The organism is Bacillus cereus group sp. BfR-BA-01453 (assembly GCF_022662915.1).
In the GTDB taxonomy this organism is placed as follows: Bacteria; Bacillota; Bacilli; order Bacillales; family Bacillaceae_G; genus Bacillus_A; species Bacillus_A paranthracis.
The window spans coordinates 107,028-125,375 of the sequence record NZ_JAKUEN010000001.1 but is presented as its reverse complement, the minus strand read 5'-3'; the positions used below and the strand labels follow the sequence as shown (position 1 = coordinate 125,375).

The following is an 18,348-nucleotide window of genomic DNA, read 5'->3' as shown; positions in this document are numbered from 1 at the left end:
ATGGGACAGTATGAGCTTTTTTAAAAAACTAAAAGAAAAAATTTCAAAACAAACAGATACGGTAACAGAGAAGTTTAAACAAGGATTAGAAAAAACGAGAAATTCGTTTGCAGATAAAGTAAATGATTTAGTCTTTCGTTACCGTAAAGTAGATGAAGATTTCTTCGAAGAATTAGAAGAAATTTTAATCGGTGCAGATGTTGGCGTTTCGACAGTGATGGAATTAATCGACCAGCTGAAAGAAGAAGTACAACGTCGTAATATTCAAGATCCAAAAGAAGTACAAGCTGTTATTTCGGAAAAATTAATAGAGATTTATAAAGGTGACAGTGATTTTACTAATGAAATTAATGAGCAAAAGGATGGCTTGACAGTTGTTTTATTTGTTGGTGTGAATGGTGTAGGTAAAACGACAACAATTGGTAAGATGGCTCATAAGTTTAAATCAGAAGGTAAGTCTGTCTTATTAGCAGCAGGAGATACATTCCGTGCTGGAGCGATTGAACAATTAGAAGTATGGGGCGATCGCGTTGGGGTAGAAGTGATTAAACAAGGATCAGGGTCTGATCCAGCAGCGGTTATGTATGACGCTGTACAAGCTGCAAAAGCACGTAAAGTAGATGTATTACTATGTGATACAGCAGGACGTTTACAAAATAAAGTAAACTTAATGAAAGAGTTAGAGAAGGTAAAGCGTGTAATTGAGCGTGAAGTACCAGGAGCTCCTCATGAAGTATTACTTGTTATTGATGCAACAACAGGACAAAACGGTTTAAGTCAAGCGAAAACATTCCGTGAAGCAACGAATGTGACTGGTATTGTTTTAACGAAGTTAGATGGAACTGCTAAAGGTGGTATTGTATTAGCAATTCGTAACGAAATGGATGTACCGGTGAAATTCGTTGGATTAGGAGAGCAAATGGATGATCTGCAACAGTTCGATCCAGAACAATATGTATATGGTTTATTTGCGAACTTAGTAGAAACAGAAGAAGTATAAGTGAAAGAAGCGGTATTTTCCGCTTCTTTTTCCATAAAAATATGAGATGTTAAGAAAAAAACTTGACACTCTTTTGTACTCCATGTAAACTAATTCATGTAAAGGGAAATCACTTAACAAAGGATGATCCAACATGCTCGAAAAAACAACGAGAATGAACTATTTATTTGATTTTTATCAATCGTTGTTAACGCAAAAACAAAGAAGTTATATGTCGCTTTATTATCTAGATGATTTATCTCTTGGTGAAATTGCGGAAGAATTTGATGTGAGTCGCCAAGCCGTGTATGATAACATTAAACGGACTGAAGCGATGCTTGAAGAATATGAAGAAAAATTAGTATTACTTCAAAAGTTTCAAGAGCGACAGCGACTTGTTGCAAAGCTAAAACAGCTAATCAGCGAAGAAGAGCATGTGAATGAAGAAATGAAACAAGTTGTTGAAGCTATCGAAAAATTAGATTAGGAGGGCGGCAATATGGCATTTGAAGGATTAGCCGACCGACTTCAACAGACGATGCAAAAAATCCGCGGCAAAGGAAAAGTTTCTGAAGCCGATGTGAAAGAAATGATGAGAGAAGTTCGTCTAGCTCTTTTAGAAGCGGACGTTAACTTTAAAGTAGTAAAAGATTTTGTAAAGCGTGTATCTGAACGTGCTGTCGGACAAGATGTAATGAAAAGTTTGACACCTGGACAACAAGTAATTAAGGTTGTACAGGAAGAACTTACAGAACTTATGGGCGGAGAGCAAAGCAAAATTGCTGTTGCTAATAAGCCACCGACTGTTATTATGATGGTTGGTCTGCAAGGTGCAGGTAAAACAACGACGACAGGTAAGCTTGCGAATTTGCTTCGTAAAAAGCATAATCGTAAACCAATGCTTGTTGCGGCGGATATTTACCGTCCTGCAGCGATTAAACAGCTTGAAACATTAGGGAAGCAATTGGACATGCCTGTATTCTCTTTAGGAGATCAAGTAAGTCCTGTTGAAATTGCGAAACAAGCGATTGCAAAAGCGAAAGAAGATCATCATGATTATGTTTTAATTGATACAGCAGGTCGCCTGCATATTGATGAAGAACTAATGGATGAATTAGCGAAAGTGAAAGAAGTTGCGAAACCGGATGAAATTTTCCTTGTTGTCGATGCGATGACAGGACAAGACGCGGTTAATGTTGCACAAAGTTTCCATGAACAGCTAGGTTTAACAGGGGTTGTATTAACGAAGCTGGATGGTGATACGCGCGGTGGTGCGGCATTGTCTATTAAAGCTGTTACAAATACGCCAATTAAATTTGCTGGTATGGGTGAAAAACTAGATGCACTTGAAGCGTTCCATCCAGAACGTATGGCATCCCGTATTTTAGGGATGGGAGACGTCTTAACATTAATTGAAAAAGCGCAAGCTACAGTTGATGAAGAGAAAGCAAAAGAACTTGAGCAAAAAATGCGTACGCTTTCGTTTACACTTGACGATTTCCTAGAACAACTTGGACAAGTGCGTCAACTTGGACCGCTTGATGAATTGTTAGGAATGCTTCCTGGTGCAAATAAAATTAAAGGGCTGAAAAATGCACAAGTTGATGAAAAACAAATTGGGCATATTGAGGCAATTATTCGTTCTATGACTAAATTAGAGCGAGAACAACCGGAAATAATCAATGCTAGTCGCAAAAAACGCATTGCCAAAGGTAGCGGTACAACGGTACAAGAAATCAATCGTTTAATCAAGCAATTTGATGATATGAAAAAAATGATGAAAACGATGACTGGAATGCAAAAAGGTAAGAAAAAAGGACTAGGTGGATTGAAGTTTCCATTCATGTAAGGAAAAAAGATGGCTCTGTTAAGAAAAAATACTTTACAAAGCAATAGTCTTTTTGCTAATATAATTATCTGTGTGAAATAAATTCGGAGGTGCTTTATAAATGGCAGTTAAAATTCGTTTAAAACGTATGGGAGCTAAAAAAACTCCTTTCTATCGTGTAGTTGTTGCAGATTCTCGTTCTCCTCGTGACGGACGTTTCATTGAGGAAATCGGTACTTACAATCCGGTTGCTCAACCAGCTGAAGTTAAGATCAACGAAGAAGCAGCATTAAAATGGTTAGGAAATGGTGCTAAACCATCTGATACAGTTCGTAACTTATTCTCTAACCAAGGTATCATGGAGAAATTCCACTTATCTAAACAAGGTAAGTAATTGAGGCAATGACTATGAAGAAGTTAGTCGAGACGATTGTCAAGCCTCTTGTCGATTATCCTGAAGATGTAAAAGTTACACAGGAACTTTACAACGGAGAGATAAAGTATCGATTAACTGTACATCCTGAGGATGTTGGAAAAGTCATTGGAAAACAAGGGAAAGTTGCGAAAGCAATTCGAATGCTCTTGTATTCAGTGGGACATCACAATAGTGAAAAAGTAACACTGGAAATTCAATAAACGTAAAAAGGGCGAGGAGTTATTCCTCTCCCTTTTTTAACATTTAAAGAGAAGTTGCATGTTCCATATGTGAAATGGGGATGCTTAATTTATATAGAAACCAGGGGTGACATACTGTTTATGACAAAATGGTTTAACGTAGGAAAAATTGTAAATACTCATGGCGTAAAAGGAGAAATTCGTGTGGTTTCTCGTACTGATTTTCCAGAAGAGCGATATAAGGTAGGGAATACGTTATACATATCGAATGAAAAAGGTGGAGAGCCTTTCCCAGTAAAGATTACTTCTCATCGTCAACATAAAACATTTGATTTATTGACATTTGAAGGATATGGGAATGTAAATGAAGTAGAACAGTTTAAAGGTTCTCTTTTAAAAGTACCTGAAGATCAATTAGGCGAACTAGCTGAAGGTGAATACTACTATCATGAAATTATTGGTTGCAACGTTGTAACGGAAGAAGGAGAAGCGCTAGGGACAATAAAAGAAGTTCTATCTCCTGGTGCAAATGATGTTTGGGTAATTAAACGTCCAAAAGGTCAAGATTTGTTAATTCCTTATATTGATGATGTTGTGCTTCAAGTTAACATTGAGAATAAATTAGTAACCATTCATGTAATGGAAGGGCTACTATAATGAAAATTGACATTTTAACTTTGTTTCCAGATATGTTTACAGGTGTGTTTGGATCTTCAATTTTAAAGAAAGCACAAGAAAAAGAAGCGGTAGAGCTTCGTGTTGTCAATTTCCGCGATTATACAACGAGTAAGCATAATAGTGTGGATGATTATCCGTATGGTGGCGGCGCTGGGATGGTGTTAACTCCTCAGCCTATTTTTGATGCTGTAGAAGATTTAACGAAAGAGACAGAGCGGAAGCCGCGAGTTGTCTTAATGTGTCCGCAAGGTGAAAGGTTTACTCAGAAGAAAGCGGAAGAGCTTGCAGAGGAAGAACATTTAATCTTTGTATGTGGGCATTATGAAGGATATGACGAACGAATTCGTGAACATCTCGTAACAGATGAGATTTCTATCGGTGACTATGTATTAACGGGTGGAGAGTTAGCCTCTATGGTTATAACTGATAGTGTCGTACGTCTCCTTCCAGGAGTACTAGGAAATCATGCTTCACAAGTCGAGGATTCGTTTAGTACAGGTTTATTAGAGCATCCTCATTATACACGTCCAGCTGATTTTCGTGGTATGAAAGTGCCAGATGTATTAATGTCGGGAAATCATAAAAATATTGATGAATGGCGACATAAAGAATCACTACGTCGTACGTACACGCGTAGACCGGATTTACTAGAAGAACGAGAATTGTCTAAGCAAGAAAAGAAGTGGCTAGAACAGATTAAAGAAGGCAAATAAGTGCTTGATATATTTTCTATTGCAACAGCCTTAGCAATATGCTATTATAACACTTGTGCTGCTGAAATCAGTAGCCGTATTAACGATGTTCCGCTGTAATTTATTTAGACTTTATAAGAGCATCTGTTTAAAGGAGAGAATTTAATATGCAACAATTAATCGCAGAAATTACAAAAGGCCAATTAAAAACTGACCTTCCTTCATTCCGTCCTGGAGACACTTTACGTGTACACGTAAAAGTAGTTGAGGGAACTCGTGAAAGAATTCAGCTTTTCGAAGGTGTTGTAATTAAACGTCGTGGTGGCGGAATTAGTGAAACATTCACAGTTCGTAAGATTTCTTACGGTGTAGGTGTAGAGCGTACATTCCCAGTTCACACGCCAAGAATCGCGAAAATCGAAGTACTTCGCCGTGGTAAAGTACGTCGTGCTAAGTTATACTACTTACGTAACCTTCGCGGTAAAAAAGCACGTATTAAAGAAATTCGATAAGACATGTATGGGAGCTTGTAAATGCACAAGCTCCCTTTTTCCAATCTATATAAAATTTTGATATAATACGATCAGCTTACATAATCGTGGAGGGGAAAAGCATGAAGAAAGAAAAGAGTTCACTTTGGGAATGGATCAAGGCAATTTTGATAGCTGTTGTATTAGCAGGTGTTATTAGACAGTTTTTCTTTGCGCCAATTCTCGTAGATGGAGTATCGATGGCGTCTACATTACATGATCGCGATCGAATGATTGTTAATAAAATTGGTTATCACATAGGAGATCCGAAACGATTTGATATTATTGTATTCCGAGCAACGGAAGATAAAGATTATATTAAGCGTATTATCGGCCTGCCAGGCGATGAAATAGAGTATCGTAATGATAAACTATATGTTAACGGAAAGGCTTATGAGGAGCCGTATTTAGACAAGCAGAAAAAACAAATTGCTGACGGACCGCTTACATATGATTTCACTCTTGAAGAAATGACAGGGAAGAAAACTGTTCCAGAAGGTCAATTATTTGTTTTAGGCGATAATCGTCGTTTTAGTAAAGATAGCCGTTCGATTGGTACAATTTCAATGGACCAAGTGATTGGAAAGGCAAATATACTATATTGGCCGTTAAAAGATGCTCGTATTGTGAAATAAAAGAAAAAGAAGGTGGCAACATGGTAATTCAATGGTTCCCGGGACATATGGCAAAGGCTAGACGCCAAGTAACAGAAAAATTAAAGTTAATTGATGTTGTAATTGAGCTTGTAGATGCTCGATTACCTTTATCTTCTCGAAATCCGATGATCGATGAGATTATTACACATAAACCGAGGCTTGTTGTTTTAAATAAAGCGGATATGGCAGATGATCGTTTAACAAAGCAATGGATCGCATATTTTAAAGAAAAAGGCCATATGGCAATTTCAATTAACGCACAGGCTGGACAAGGTATGAAGGAAATTGCAGCGGCTTGTAAAGTGTTAGTGAAAGAGAAATTTGATAAAATGGTTGCAAAAGGTATTAGACCGAGAGCGATTCGTGCATTAATTGTGGGGATACCGAATGTTGGTAAATCTACGTTGATTAATAAGTTAGCAAAGAAAAATATTGCTAAAACAGGAGATCGTCCTGGTGTGACAACAGCTCAGCAATGGATTAAAGTTGGGAAGGAAATGGAATTACTTGATACACCAGGTATACTATGGCCTAAATTTGAGGACCAATTAGTTGGATTACGTCTAGCTACGACTGGTGCAATTAAAGATTCTATTTTAAATCTACAAGACGTAGCTGTTTATGCGCTACGTTTTATGGAGAAACATTACCCAGAGCGATTAAAAGAGCGCTATAATTTAAATGACATTCCAGAAGATATCGTGGAGTTATTTGATGCGATTGGAAAAAATAGAGGCTGTTTAATGGGCGGCGGAATGATTGATTATGATAAAACATCTGAACTTGTACTTCGTGAGCTTCGTGGTGGCAAACTTGGAAAAATGACGTTTGAAACACCAGAAGAGTTTGCAGAGCAGACAGAAGATGCAGAAAAAGTAGAAGAAGTATAAGACGTGCGTTTGTACGTCTTTTCTTTTTTGTATATAAAGGGAGTGGCATGAATGCAAAAAGTGACGATTCAAGAGGCGGAACATTTACTGCAAGAGATTATAAGTGAAGAGGACGACCGCTTTCAGATATTAATGAAAGATGAACGTAAAGGGGTACAAAAGCTCATTTCGAAGTGGTATAAACAAAAAGAGTTAGCACAAAAGGAAAAAGAAAAATTTCTAGAAATGTCTAAATATGAAAATGCGTTACGTGAAAAAGGTCTCACATATATCGCGGGTATAGATGAAGTAGGTCGTGGACCGTTAGCTGGGCCTGTTGTGACGGCAGCTGTCGTTCTTCCGGAAGACTTTTATATTCCAGGGTTAAACGATTCGAAAAAGCTGAGTGAAGCGAAACGTGAGCGTTTTTATGATGAAATTAAAGCGCAAGCAATTGCAATTGGAGTTGGAATTGTATCACCGCAAGTTATTGATGAAATAAATATTTATCAAGCGACGAAACAAGCGATGTTAGATGCTGTTGCGAATTTATCTTGTACACCACAATATTTATTAATTGATGCGATGAAACTCCCTACACCAATTCCGCAAACATCTATTATTAAAGGTGATGCAAAAAGTATTTCTATTTCAGCTGCATCCATTATTGCGAAAGTAACGAGAGATCGTATGATGAAAGAGCTTGGAGAAAAGTATCCTGCATATGGATTTGAACAACATATGGGATATGGCACAAAACAACATTTAGAAGCGATTGAAGCGCATGGCATATTAGAAGAACATCGAAAATCGTTTGCGCCAATTAAAGATATGATTCAAAAATAAGCTGCGAAAACGCAGCTTATTTTGTATTTTGACATATAAACATTACTATTTCCCAAAAAGAATAAAGCGATTTCAGTTTTCTGACACTTTATTGTAGACAGCGTGCCAATCATCTTATACAATGGCAATGTAATGTTTTTTAAACATTAAAAAACTTTTCGAGTAAAACAGGAAAACAGGGGAGGATGGGACCATGAATATCCATGAGTACCAAGGTAAGGCAGTCCTTAGAAGCTATGGGGTTAGCGTTCCGAACGGGAAGGTTGCATTTACAGTAGAAGAAGCTGTAGAAGCGGCGAAAGAATTGGGAACGGATGTATGTGTAGTGAAAGCACAAATTCACGCTGGTGGACGCGGCAAAGCTGGCGGAGTAAAAGTTGCAAAAAATTTAGATGAAGTTCGTACATATGCAGAGAGCATTTTAGGAACTACACTTGTGACACATCAAACAGGTCCTGAAGGTAAGGAAGTAAAACGCTTACTTATCGAAGAAGGTTGCGATATTAAAAAAGAATATTATGTAGGTCTTGTTTTAGACCGTGCAACTTCTCAAGTTGTTTTAATGGCTTCTGAAGAAGGCGGAACAGAAATTGAAGAAGTAGCAGAAAAAACACCTGAAAAAATCTTTAAAGAATATATTGATCCAGCAGTAGGCTTACAAGGCTTCCAAGCACGCCGAATTGCATTTAACATCAATATTCCAAAAGAGCTTGTAGGACAAGCTGTGAAGTTTATGATGGGCTTATACCGTGCTTTTATCGAAAAAGATTGCTCTATCGCAGAGATTAACCCACTTGTTACAACAGGTGATGGTAAAGTTATGGCATTAGATGCGAAATTAAACTTTGATTCTAATGCTTTATATCGCCATAAAGACATTTTAGAACTTCGTGACCTTGATGAAGAAGATGCAAAAGAAATCGAAGCTTCTAAATATGACTTAAACTACATTCCTTTAGATGGAAATATCGGTTGTATGGTTAATGGTGCAGGTTTAGCGATGGCTACTATGGATATCATTAAACATTACCATGGCGATCCAGCTAACTTTTTAGATGTTGGTGGCGGTGCGACAGCTGAAAAGGTTACAGAAGCATTCAAAATTATCCTTTCTGACAAAAATGTAAAAGGTATCTTCGTTAACATTTTTGGTGGCATTATGAAGTGTGATGTTATCGCAGAAGGTGTTATTGAAGCAACGAAACAAGTAGGTCTTGAGTTACCTTTAGTTGTACGTCTTGAAGGTACAAACGTAGAGTTAGGTAAGAAAATTTTAAATGAGTCTGGCTTAAATATTGTTGCAGCAGAATCTATGGCAGACGGTGCGCAAAAAATTGTTTCACTAGTGGGCTAATAGAAAGCGGGGGAGAAAAATGAGCGTATTAGTTAATAAAGATACAAAAGTTATTGTTCAAGGTATTACAGGTTCTCAAGGGTTATTCCACACAAAGCAAATGATAGAATACGGTACGAAAATTGTCGGTGGTGTAACGCCAGGTAAAGGTGGCACTGATATTGAAGGTGTACCAGTATTTGATACTGTAGAAGATGCAGTGAAAGCAACAGGCGCAAACGCTTCAGTTGTATACGTTCCACCCGCTTTTGCGGCTGATGCAATTATGGAAGCAGTTGATGCAGAAATTGATTTAGTAGTATGTATTACTGAAGGAATTCCTGTATTAGATATGGTAAATGTAAAGAGATATATGGCTGGTAAACATACACGTTTACTTGGACCGAACTGCCCAGGTGTTATCACACCTGATGAATGTAAAATTGGTATTATGCCAGGGTACATTCATAAAAAAGGTCATGTAGGTATCGTATCTCGCTCTGGTACATTAACGTATGAGGCTGTACATCAGTTAACACAAGAAGGTATTGGTCAATCTACGGCTGTAGGTATCGGCGGAGACCCTGTTAACGGTACAGACTTTATTGATGCGTTAAAAGCATTTAATGAAGATGAAGAAACACATGCTGTAATTATGATTGGTGAAATCGGTGGTACAGCGGAAGAAGAGGCAGCTGAATGGGTGAAAGCTAATATGACAAAACCTGTTGTAGGCTTCATTGGCGGCCAAACAGCGCCTGCTGGCAAACGTATGGGTCATGCTGGTGCAATCATTTCTGGCGGTAAAGGAACTGCTGCAGAAAAGATTAAAACGATGGAAGCTTGTGGTATTAAAGTAGCGGAAACTCCAGCAGTTATGGGTGAAACGCTAATCTCTGTCTTAAAAGAAAAAGGTCTATTTGAGACTTGTAAAAACTACTAATCTGTTGAAAGACACCTTCTTGCTTGAAGGTGTCTTTTTACAAACTTCTTGTTAACATAATAAAAATTATGGGTAAGGAGAATTGGGATGAAAAGAGAACGATTATTACATCTTCATTACTTGTTAGCAGACCATTGGAAGGCGATAGAGAGGCTATTACATGTCGATCCAGAATTGAAGGAAATATACAATTTTAATGCAAAACAAATTGAATGTTACACTGGAATATCCTCGAAAAAATCTTCAGAATTAGTAAATTTTCTTCAAAGTTCAAATCTCCCACAATATATATCTTATTTAGAGAAAAATCGATTCTTTTATATGACAATATGGGATGAAGATTATCCAAAATTATTACGTGAAATACAAGATCCTCCCTTTGTATTATATGGAAAAGGAGAAAAAGATTTTCTCAATAAAGTGAATAAATTAGCGGTTGTTGGAACAAGAGAACCGACTTTATATGGATATGAAAGTTTGAAATTTATTTTACATCCATTATTAGAAAAAGAATGGCTTATTGTCAGTGGATTTGCAAGAGGGATAGATGCGATGTCTCATGAAATTACAGTAAGACGGCATTGCCCAACAATTGCGATACTAGGACATGGATTATCGTATATATATCCAAGAGAGAATCGATATTTATATGAAGTGTGGAATGAATATATATTGTTATTAACAGAGTATCCTCCGCACTATGCACCGAAAAAATGGTATTTTCCAAAAAGGAATCGAATTATTAGTGGCATAAGTAAAGGTGTTTTAGTTGTAGAAGCGAAATCAAGAAGTGGAACACTTATTACCGCAGACCTTGCTCTAGAGCAAAATAGAGAGGTATTTGCACTGCCTGGACCTATATTTATAGATAGTGCATCAGGAACAAATCATCTCATTCAACAAGGAGCGAAACTAGTAAGAAATGCAGAAGATATACTGGAAGAGATTTTAAATTAACCTTATATTTTTATGTTTTTATTAAACAATTATTGACAAATGGTAGATAGGCACTGTATGGTATATTCATTCTTGATTGACAAAAACAAGAGAAATCAATAAGATTAATGAAGACTTGAATCCACCTCTTAAGGAGGCACTAGCATGTCAGATTACCTCGTAATCGTGGAGTCGCCTTCTAAGGCGAAGACCATTGAGAAATATTTAGGGAAAAAATACAAAGTTGTCGCGTCTATGGGACACGTTCGCGATTTACCTAAAAGCCAAATGGGGATAGAAGTAAAGAACAACTTCACCCCGAAGTATATTACCATTCGTGGTAAAGGTCCCGTCTTAAAAGACTTAAAATCAGCAGCAAAAAAAGCAAAGAAAGTCTATCTCGCGGCCGATCCAGACCGCGAAGGGGAAGCTATTGCTTGGCATTTAGCCAATACGTTAAATGTGGACGTTGAATCAGATTGCCGAGTTGTGTTTAATGAGATTACAAAAGATGCAATAAAAGAATCATTCAAACATCCTCGCGCGATTAACATGAATTTAGTAGATGCACAACAAGCAAGACGTATACTAGATCGTCTTGTTGGTTACAATATTAGTCCTTTATTATGGAAGAAAGTAAAAAAAGGATTAAGTGCAGGACGCGTACAATCTGTAGCAGTTCGTTTAATTATCGAACGTGAAAGAGAAATACAAAGTTTCGAGCCTGAAGAATTCTGGACAATTAAGACAGAATTTGTGAAAGGGAAAGACACATTTGAAGCAAGCTTTTACGGTGTAGATGGTGAAAAAGTTCAATTAACGAATGAAACACAAGTGAATGAAATAATTGAACGGCTGAAAGATAATGCGTTCTCAGTTGAAAATGTAACGCGAAAAGAGCGAAAACGTAATCCAGCATTACCATTTACAACATCTTCCTTGCAACAAGAGGCGGCGCGTAAGTTAAACATGCGAGCAAAGAAAACGATGATGCTTGCGCAGCAATTGTATGAAGGAATTGATCTTGGAAAACAAGGAACTGTAGGTCTTATTACGTATATGAGAACTGATTCAACACGTATCTCAGAAACAGCTCAAACAGAGGCACGTACGTACATTACTGAGGCGTTTGGTACGGAATACATAGGAACAGAAAAGAAGAAAGAAACGAAGAAGTCGAACGCACAAGATGCGCATGAGGCAATTCGTCCTACTTCGGTAATGAGAAAGCCAGAGGAACTAAAGAGTTTCTTAAGTCGTGACCAACTTCGATTGTATAAATTGATTTGGGAGCGATTTGTTGCAAGTCAAATGGCGTCTGCTATAATGGATACTGTGACAGCGAGACTCATTAATAATAATGTTCAGTTCCGTTCAAGTGGATCGGTTGTAAAGTTCCCAGGATTTATGAAAGTGTATGTAGAGTCGAAAGATGATGGGGCTGAAGAAAAGGATAAGATGTTGCCACCTTTAGAAGTAGGGGAAACCGTATTTTCGAAGGATTTAGAACCGAAGCAACACTTTACACAACCTCCGCCGCGCTATACAGAGGCTCGTTTAGTAAGAACACTTGAAGAGCTTGGAATTGGAAGACCGTCGACTTACGTACCGACACTTGAAACGATTCAAAAACGTGGATATGTAGGTTTGGATAATAAACGCTTCGTTCCAACTGAACTAGGTGAAATAGTAATTGAACTTATTTTAGAGTTTTTCCCGGAAATTATTAACATTGAATTTACTGCTAACATGGAGCAAAGCCTCGATGAAGTAGAAGAAGGAAATGCGAATTGGGTAAAAATTGTTGATGATTTCTACGTAGGATTTGAACCGCGTTTAGAAAAAGCGGAAAAAGAAATGCGTGAAGTGGAAATTAAAGATGAACCAGCTGGGGAAGATTGTGAATTATGTAATCACCCAATGGTCTTTAAAATGGGTAAATACGGGAAATTTATGGCTTGCTCGAATTTCCCAGATTGTCGTAATACAAAACCGATTGTGAAAGAAATCGGTGTTACTTGTCCGAAATGTGATAAAGGTCAAATTATTGAACGTCGTAGTAATAAAAAGAAACGTCTTTTCTATGGGTGCGGTACGTATCCAGAGTGTGACTTTGTATCTTGGGATAAGCCGATTGGCCGTAAATGTCCGAAGTGTGAAGGTATGCTAGTAGAGAAGAAGTTGAAAAAGGGCGTACAAGTACAATGTATTTCGTGTGATTATGAAGAAGAACAACAAATGTGAGCGTAACTGCTCACATTTTTTTCGGGAAGAAAAGGAAAGGTGATAAATATATGACAACACAAGTAGTAAACGTCATTGGCGCAGGTCTTGCAGGAAGTGAAGCAGCTTACCAAATTGCAAAACGTGGTGTCCAAGTAAGATTATACGAAATGAGACCGGTAAGGCAAACGCCAGCTCATCACACAGATAAATTTGCAGAATTAGTATGTAGTAACTCGCTTCGCGCAAACACATTAACAAATGCTGTTGGTGTTATTAAAGAAGAAATGCGTTTAATGGATTCTGTTATTATTCGTGCAGCTGATGAGTGTTCTGTACCAGCAGGAGGGGCTTTAGCGGTAGATCGTCATGAATTTGCGGCAAAAGTAACGGAATATGTGAAAAATCATCCGAACGTAACTGTGGTGAATGAAGAAATCACTGAAATTCCAGAAGGTCCTACTGTTATCGCGACAGGTCCACTTACGTCGCCTGATCTTTCTGCGCAATTAAAAGAATTAACGGGTGAAGACTACTTTTATTTCTATGATGCAGCAGCACCGATTGTTGAGAAAGACAGCATTGATATGAATAAAGTGTATTTAAAATCTCGTTACGATAAAGGTGAAGCGGCATATTTAAACTGTCCAATGACAGAAGAGGAATTTGACCGTTTTTACGAGGCTTTAATCGCTGCTGAAACAGTACCTTTAAAAGAATTTGAAAAAGAAATTTTCTTTGAAGGTTGTATGCCGGTAGAAGTTATGGCAAGTAGAGGAAGACAAACACTAGTATTTGGACCGATGAAACCTGTTGGATTAGAAGATCCGAAAACAGGGAAAACGCCATATGCTGTTGTTCAGTTACGCCAAGATGATGCAGCGGGAACGTTATACAATATCGTAGGTTTCCAAACGCATTTAAAATGGGGACCGCAAAAAGAAGTGTTACAGTTGATTCCAGGACTGGAAAACGCAGAGATTGTACGTTATGGTGTAATGCATCGTAATACATTTATTAATTCACCTAACTTGCTTCGTCCAACATACCAATATAAACAACGTGATGATTTATTCTTCGCTGGTCAAATGACTGGAGTGGAGGGATATGTTGAATCAGCGGCTTCAGGATTGCTAGCAGGTATCAACGCTGCTCGACTTGTAAAAGGTGAAGAGCCGGTTGTATTACCACCAGTAACTGCGATGGGAAGTATGGCGAATTATATTACTGCGACAAATGCAAAAAACTTCCAACCGATGAATGCAAACTTCGGCCTGTTTGCACCGTTAGAGAAGAAAATTAAAAAGAAAGCAGAACGTAATGAAGCATATGCAACACGCGCTTTAGAAACGATTCGAAATTTTGTAAATATTTAGTTAAATTTCTTGCAAAGGCTACTAAGTTGTGATACGATTTAGTAGCCTTTATTGAGGTGAATTGTGTGAATGTGAAGAAATTGTTACAATTATTCGTTGGATATTTACAAATTGAAAGAAATTATTCAAAATATACAATTGCAAGTTATCAAAATGATTTAGAACATTTTGTGCAATTTATGGAGCGAGAAGGCATATCCTCTTTTTTAGATATTACATACGCGGATGTTCGTTTGTACTTAACGACGTTGCACGATGAAAAGTTAGCCCGTAAATCTGTCGCAAGAAAAGTATCAAGCTTACGAAGTTTATATCGTTTTTTGATGCGTGAAGGTTATCGGAAGGATAATCCGTTTGCACTTGCGTCACTCCCCAAAAAAGAATTGTCAATCCCAAAGTTTTTATATGCTGAAGAATTAGAGGAATTATTTGAAGTTTCTGATACGGAAACCCCGTTAGGTCAAAGGAATCAAGCTTTATTAGAGTTGATGTATGCGACCGGGATCCGTGTGAGTGAATGTGTCAATTTACAACTTACCGATATTGACTTTGCGGTGGGAACAATTTTAGTAATGGGAAAAGGAAAAAAACAAAGGTATATTCCGTTCGGGAGCTATGCACAAGATGCTTTAATTACTTATATAGAGAACGGGAGAAAACAGTTAGCCAAGAAAACTGAAGAACAATCTCATATGGTATTTTTAAATGCGAAAGGCACGCCGCTGACAAGTCGAGGGGTACGCTATGTATTAAATGAACTCATTAAGAAAGCTTCACTGACAATGCGAATAAGTCCTCATATGTTAAGGCATACATTTGCTACACATATGTTAGATGAAGGGGCAGATTTACGTACTGTACAGGAGCTACTCGGTCATGAAAATTTGTCTACGACACAAATTTATACGCATGTCTCTAAAGAAAGATTGCGTTCTGTCTACATGAAGCATCACCCACGGGCATAAATTGCTTTTAAAGCTATAAAAACATATAAAGGAGTTTTTTCTATGGGAAATTTCCACGCTACAACGATATTTGCAGTTCATCATAATGGAGAATGTGCAATGGCTGGAGATGGCCAGGTGACAATGGGAAATGCTGTTGTAATGAAACATACAGCTCGTAAGGTTCGTAAACTTTTTCAAGGGAAAGTTTTAGCTGGTTTTGCAGGTTCAGTTGCTGATGCATTTACTCTTTTTGAAATGTTTGAAGGGAAATTAGAAGAGTATAATGGAAACTTGCAGCGTGCTGCTGTTGAGATGGCGAAGCAATGGCGCGGTGACAAAATGTTACGTCAGCTAGAAGCGATGCTCATTGTCATGGATAAAACAACGATGCTCCTTGTTTCAGGTACGGGAGAAGTGATTGAACCGGATGATGGTATTTTAGCAATTGGATCTGGCGGAAATTATGCGCTTTCAGCAGGTCGTGCTTTAAAACAATATGCAAGTGAACATTTAACAGCGAAGCAAATTGCGAAAGCGAGTTTAGACATTGCAGGCGATATTTGTGTGTATACAAACCACAATATAATTGTGGAAGAATTGTAGAATCGTAAGGGAGGCATTTTATATGCATTTACATTTTACTCCGCGTCAAATTGTGGAAAAATTAGATCAATACATTATCGGTCAAAAGGATGCGAAGAAAGCGGTTGCTGTAGCTTTAAGAAATCGATACCGCCGAAGTAAATTAGCTGAAAATCTACGTGATGAAATTGCACCTAAAAATATTTTAATGATTGGACCGACAGGTGTTGGTAAAACAGAGGTAGCACGACGAATGGCGAAACTCGTTGGAGCACCTTTTATTAAGGTTGAAGCTACGAAATTTACAGAAGTTGGATATGTAGGTAGAGATGTAGAATCGATGGTACGTGACCTTGTGGAAACGTCAGTTCGCATTGTGAAAGAAGAAATGGTAGTAAAAGTACAAGACAAAGCAGAAGAACAAGCGAACCAACGTCTTGTTGAAATTTTAGTGCCGAGTCCGGAGAAGCAATCTGGATTTAAAAACCCATTAGAAATGCTATTTGGTGGCGCTCAAAATTCGAATCAAACAACAGATTCACAGGAAGATGTTGAAATCGAAAAGAAACGTCAAGATGTGGAAAGAAAGCTTGCTGCAGGACTTCTTGAAGATGAAATTGTATCGATTGAAGTGACTGAACAACAGTCTTCCATGTTCGATATGCTGCAAGGAACTGGCATGGAACAAATGGGGATGAATTTTCAAGATGCATTAGGAAGTTTTATGCCGAAAAAAACAAAAAAACGTAAACTTTCTGTAAAAGAAGCAAGAAAAGTCTTGACAAATGAGGAAGCACAGCGCTTAATTGATATGGATGAAGTTACACAAGAGGCTGTTTATCGTGCTGAACAGCTCGGGATTATTTTTATCGATGAAATTGACAAAATTGCTGGTAAGCAGTCGAATAGTGTAGATGTATCACGTGAAGGTGTGCAACGTGACATTTTACCAATTGTAGAAGGATCAAATGTTGCGACAAAATACGGATCAGTAAAAACGGATTATATTTTATTCGTTGCAGCTGGAGCGTTTCATATGTCTAAACCGTCAGATTTGATTCCGGAATTACAAGGGAGATTTCCGATTCGAGTAGAATTAACAAAATTATCGACGGATGATTTTGTTAAAATATTAATCGAGCCTGACAATGCGTTAATTAAACAATATATTGCTTTATTAGCGACTGAAGGTATAGAAATTGAATTTTCAGACGAAGCTATTCGTAAGATTGCTGAGATTGCTTATCAAGTTAATCAGGATACAGATAATATTGGAGCAAGAAGACTTCATACGATTATGGAGAAGCTCCTTGAAGATTTATCGTTTGAAGCATCTGAAATTACGTTAGAGAAAATAACGATAACGCCTCAATACGTTGAGGAAAAATTAGCAACGATTGCTAAAAATAAAGATGTGAGCCAGTTTATTTTGTAATAGTGTCATCAGGTGACTCGCCCTAGTTTCCAAGTGATGAAAAAATATGTGAGTAACATGTAGGAGGAACTTTTGAAATGGAATTATTAGCAAAAACAAGAAAATTAAATGCGTTATTACAGAGCGCAGCAGGAAAGCCTGTAAACTTTAGAGAAATGTCTGACACAATGTGTGAAGTAATCGAAGCGAACGTATTCGTAGTAAGCCGTCGTGGTAAATTACTAGGTTATGCAATTCACCAACAAATCGAGAATGAGCGTATGAAACAAATGCTTGCAGAGCGTCAATTCCCAGAAGAGTATACACAAAGCTTATTCAACATTACAGAAACATCTTCAAACTTAGATGTAAACAGTGCTTACACAGCATTCCCAGTAGAAAATAAAGAATTATTTGGTCAAGGCTTAACTACAATCGTACCGATCGTTGGTGGCGGTGAGCGTCTAGGTACATTAGTTTTAGCTCGTCTTGGTCAAGAGTTCTTAGATGATGATTTAATTCTTGCTGAGTACAGCTCAACTGTTGTAGGTATGGAAATTTTACGTGAAAAAGCAGAAGAAATTGAAGAAGAAGCACGTAGCAAAGCTGTTGTTCAAATGGCGATCAGCTCATTATCTTACAGTGAGTTAGAAGCAATCGAGCACATCTTCGAAGAATTAAACGGAACAGAAGGTTTACTTGTTGCAAGTAAAATTGCTGACCGCGTAGGAATCACTCGTTCGGTAATCGTAAATGCACTTCGTAAATTAGAAAGTGCTGGTGTAATTGAGTCGCGTTCTTTAGGTATGAAAGGAACATACATTAAAGTATTAAACGACAAATTCTTACATGAACTTGCTAAATTAAAAACAAACTAATTTATAAAACTCTTCTCATTTTT

General features: G+C 37.6%; 20 protein-coding genes. All 20 read left to right on the top strand.

The window, feature by feature from the left end; genetic code table 11:
• Positions 1-10 precede the first annotated feature (10 nt).
• On the top strand, positions 11-1,000 hold the full coding sequence (ftsY, locus tag MR070_RS00575; protein ID WP_000007646.1) for a signal recognition particle-docking protein FtsY: 990 nt from the start codon (positions 11-13) through the stop codon (positions 998-1,000).
• Positions 1,001-1,133: 133 nt separating this feature from the next.
• The gene (locus tag MR070_RS00570; protein WP_000891062.1) at positions 1,134-1,466 is read left to right on the top strand and encodes a putative DNA-binding protein; all 333 of its coding nucleotides are present in this window, start codon (positions 1,134-1,136) and stop codon (positions 1,464-1,466) included.
• A gap of 12 nt (positions 1,467-1,478) precedes the next feature.
• Positions 1,479-2,828, top strand: coding sequence for a signal recognition particle protein (gene ffh, locus MR070_RS00565; RefSeq protein ID WP_000863461.1), 1,350 nt, complete (start codon positions 1,479-1,481; stop codon positions 2,826-2,828).
• A 100-nt stretch (positions 2,829-2,928) separates the two neighbouring features.
• Positions 2,929-3,201, top strand: coding sequence for a 30S ribosomal protein S16 (gene rpsP, locus MR070_RS00560; RefSeq protein ID WP_000268750.1), 273 nt, complete (start codon positions 2,929-2,931; stop codon positions 3,199-3,201).
• Between the two features lie 14 nt (positions 3,202-3,215).
• On the top strand, positions 3,216-3,443 hold the full coding sequence (locus tag MR070_RS00555; RefSeq protein ID WP_000737403.1) for a KH domain-containing protein: 228 nt from the start codon (positions 3,216-3,218) through the stop codon (positions 3,441-3,443).
• A gap of 120 nt (positions 3,444-3,563) precedes the next feature.
• The gene (rimM, locus tag MR070_RS00550) at positions 3,564-4,079 is read left to right on the top strand and encodes a ribosome maturation factor RimM (RefSeq protein ID WP_000170268.1); all 516 of its coding nucleotides are present in this window, start codon (positions 3,564-3,566) and stop codon (positions 4,077-4,079) included.
• Complete coding sequence (gene trmD, locus MR070_RS00545; protein ID WP_000686892.1) at positions 4,079-4,813, top strand: tRNA (guanosine(37)-N1)-methyltransferase TrmD; 735 nt, start codon at positions 4,079-4,081, stop codon at positions 4,811-4,813. The genes rimM and trmD overlap by 1 nt, the downstream gene beginning before the upstream one ends.
• Positions 4,814-4,959: 146 nt before the next feature.
• Positions 4,960-5,304: a 50S ribosomal protein L19 gene (gene rplS / locus MR070_RS00540; RefSeq protein WP_001186516.1), complete on the top strand. Its 345-nt coding sequence runs from the start codon at positions 4,960-4,962 to the stop codon at positions 5,302-5,304.
• Positions 5,305-5,405: 101 nt separating this feature from the next.
• Entirely contained in the window at positions 5,406-5,957 is a 552-nt protein-coding gene (lepB, locus tag MR070_RS00535; RefSeq protein ID WP_000711857.1) for a signal peptidase I, read from the top strand.
• Positions 5,958-5,977: 20 nt separating this feature from the next.
• Positions 5,978-6,868, top strand: a complete 891-nt coding sequence (ylqF, locus tag MR070_RS00530; RefSeq protein WP_000236700.1) for a ribosome biogenesis GTPase YlqF — start codon at positions 5,978-5,980, stop codon at positions 6,866-6,868.
• A gap of 51 nt (positions 6,869-6,919) precedes the next feature.
• A complete protein-coding gene (gene rnhB / locus MR070_RS00525; RefSeq protein WP_001174718.1) occupies positions 6,920-7,693 on the top strand; it encodes a ribonuclease HII in 774 nt (257 codons plus the stop codon).
• Between the two features lie 193 nt (positions 7,694-7,886).
• The gene (gene sucC / locus MR070_RS00520) at positions 7,887-9,047 is read left to right on the top strand and encodes an ADP-forming succinate--CoA ligase subunit beta (RefSeq protein WP_001020785.1); all 1,161 of its coding nucleotides are present in this window, start codon (positions 7,887-7,889) and stop codon (positions 9,045-9,047) included.
• A 19-nt stretch (positions 9,048-9,066) separates the two neighbouring features.
• Positions 9,067-9,969 (top strand): succinate--CoA ligase subunit alpha, encoded by a 903-nt coding sequence (sucD, locus tag MR070_RS00515; protein WP_000115178.1) that lies wholly within the window; start codon positions 9,067-9,069, stop codon positions 9,967-9,969.
• 87 nt (positions 9,970-10,056) lie between these two features.
• Complete coding sequence (dprA, locus tag MR070_RS00510) at positions 10,057-10,926, top strand: DNA-processing protein DprA (protein WP_061131599.1); 870 nt, start codon at positions 10,057-10,059, stop codon at positions 10,924-10,926.
• 144 nt (positions 10,927-11,070) lie between these two features.
• A complete protein-coding gene (topA, locus tag MR070_RS00505) occupies positions 11,071-13,149 on the top strand; it encodes a type I DNA topoisomerase (RefSeq protein ID WP_001286973.1) in 2,079 nt (692 codons plus the stop codon).
• 50 nt (positions 13,150-13,199) lie between these two features.
• A complete protein-coding gene (gene trmFO / locus MR070_RS00500) occupies positions 13,200-14,504 on the top strand; it encodes an FADH(2)-oxidizing methylenetetrahydrofolate--tRNA-(uracil(54)-C(5))-methyltransferase TrmFO (RefSeq protein ID WP_002028254.1) in 1,305 nt (434 codons plus the stop codon).
• A gap of 65 nt (positions 14,505-14,569) precedes the next feature.
• The gene (gene xerC, locus MR070_RS00495) at positions 14,570-15,469 is read left to right on the top strand and encodes a tyrosine recombinase XerC (RefSeq protein WP_001101228.1); all 900 of its coding nucleotides are present in this window, start codon (positions 14,570-14,572) and stop codon (positions 15,467-15,469) included.
• 42 nt (positions 15,470-15,511) lie between these two features.
• Positions 15,512-16,054 carry an ATP-dependent protease proteolytic subunit HslV gene (gene hslV / locus MR070_RS00490; RefSeq protein WP_000526271.1) on the top strand — a complete coding sequence of 181 codons (543 nt, stop codon included), beginning with the start codon at positions 15,512-15,514 and terminating at the stop codon, positions 16,052-16,054.
• A 22-nt stretch (positions 16,055-16,076) separates the two neighbouring features.
• Positions 16,077-17,468: an ATP-dependent protease ATPase subunit HslU gene (hslU, locus tag MR070_RS00485; RefSeq protein WP_000550081.1), complete on the top strand. Its 1,392-nt coding sequence runs from the start codon at positions 16,077-16,079 to the stop codon at positions 17,466-17,468.
• A gap of 77 nt (positions 17,469-17,545) precedes the next feature.
• Positions 17,546-18,325: a GTP-sensing pleiotropic transcriptional regulator CodY gene (gene codY, locus MR070_RS00480; RefSeq protein ID WP_000421288.1), complete on the top strand. Its 780-nt coding sequence runs from the start codon at positions 17,546-17,548 to the stop codon at positions 18,323-18,325.
• Positions 18,326-18,348 lie beyond the last annotated feature (23 nt).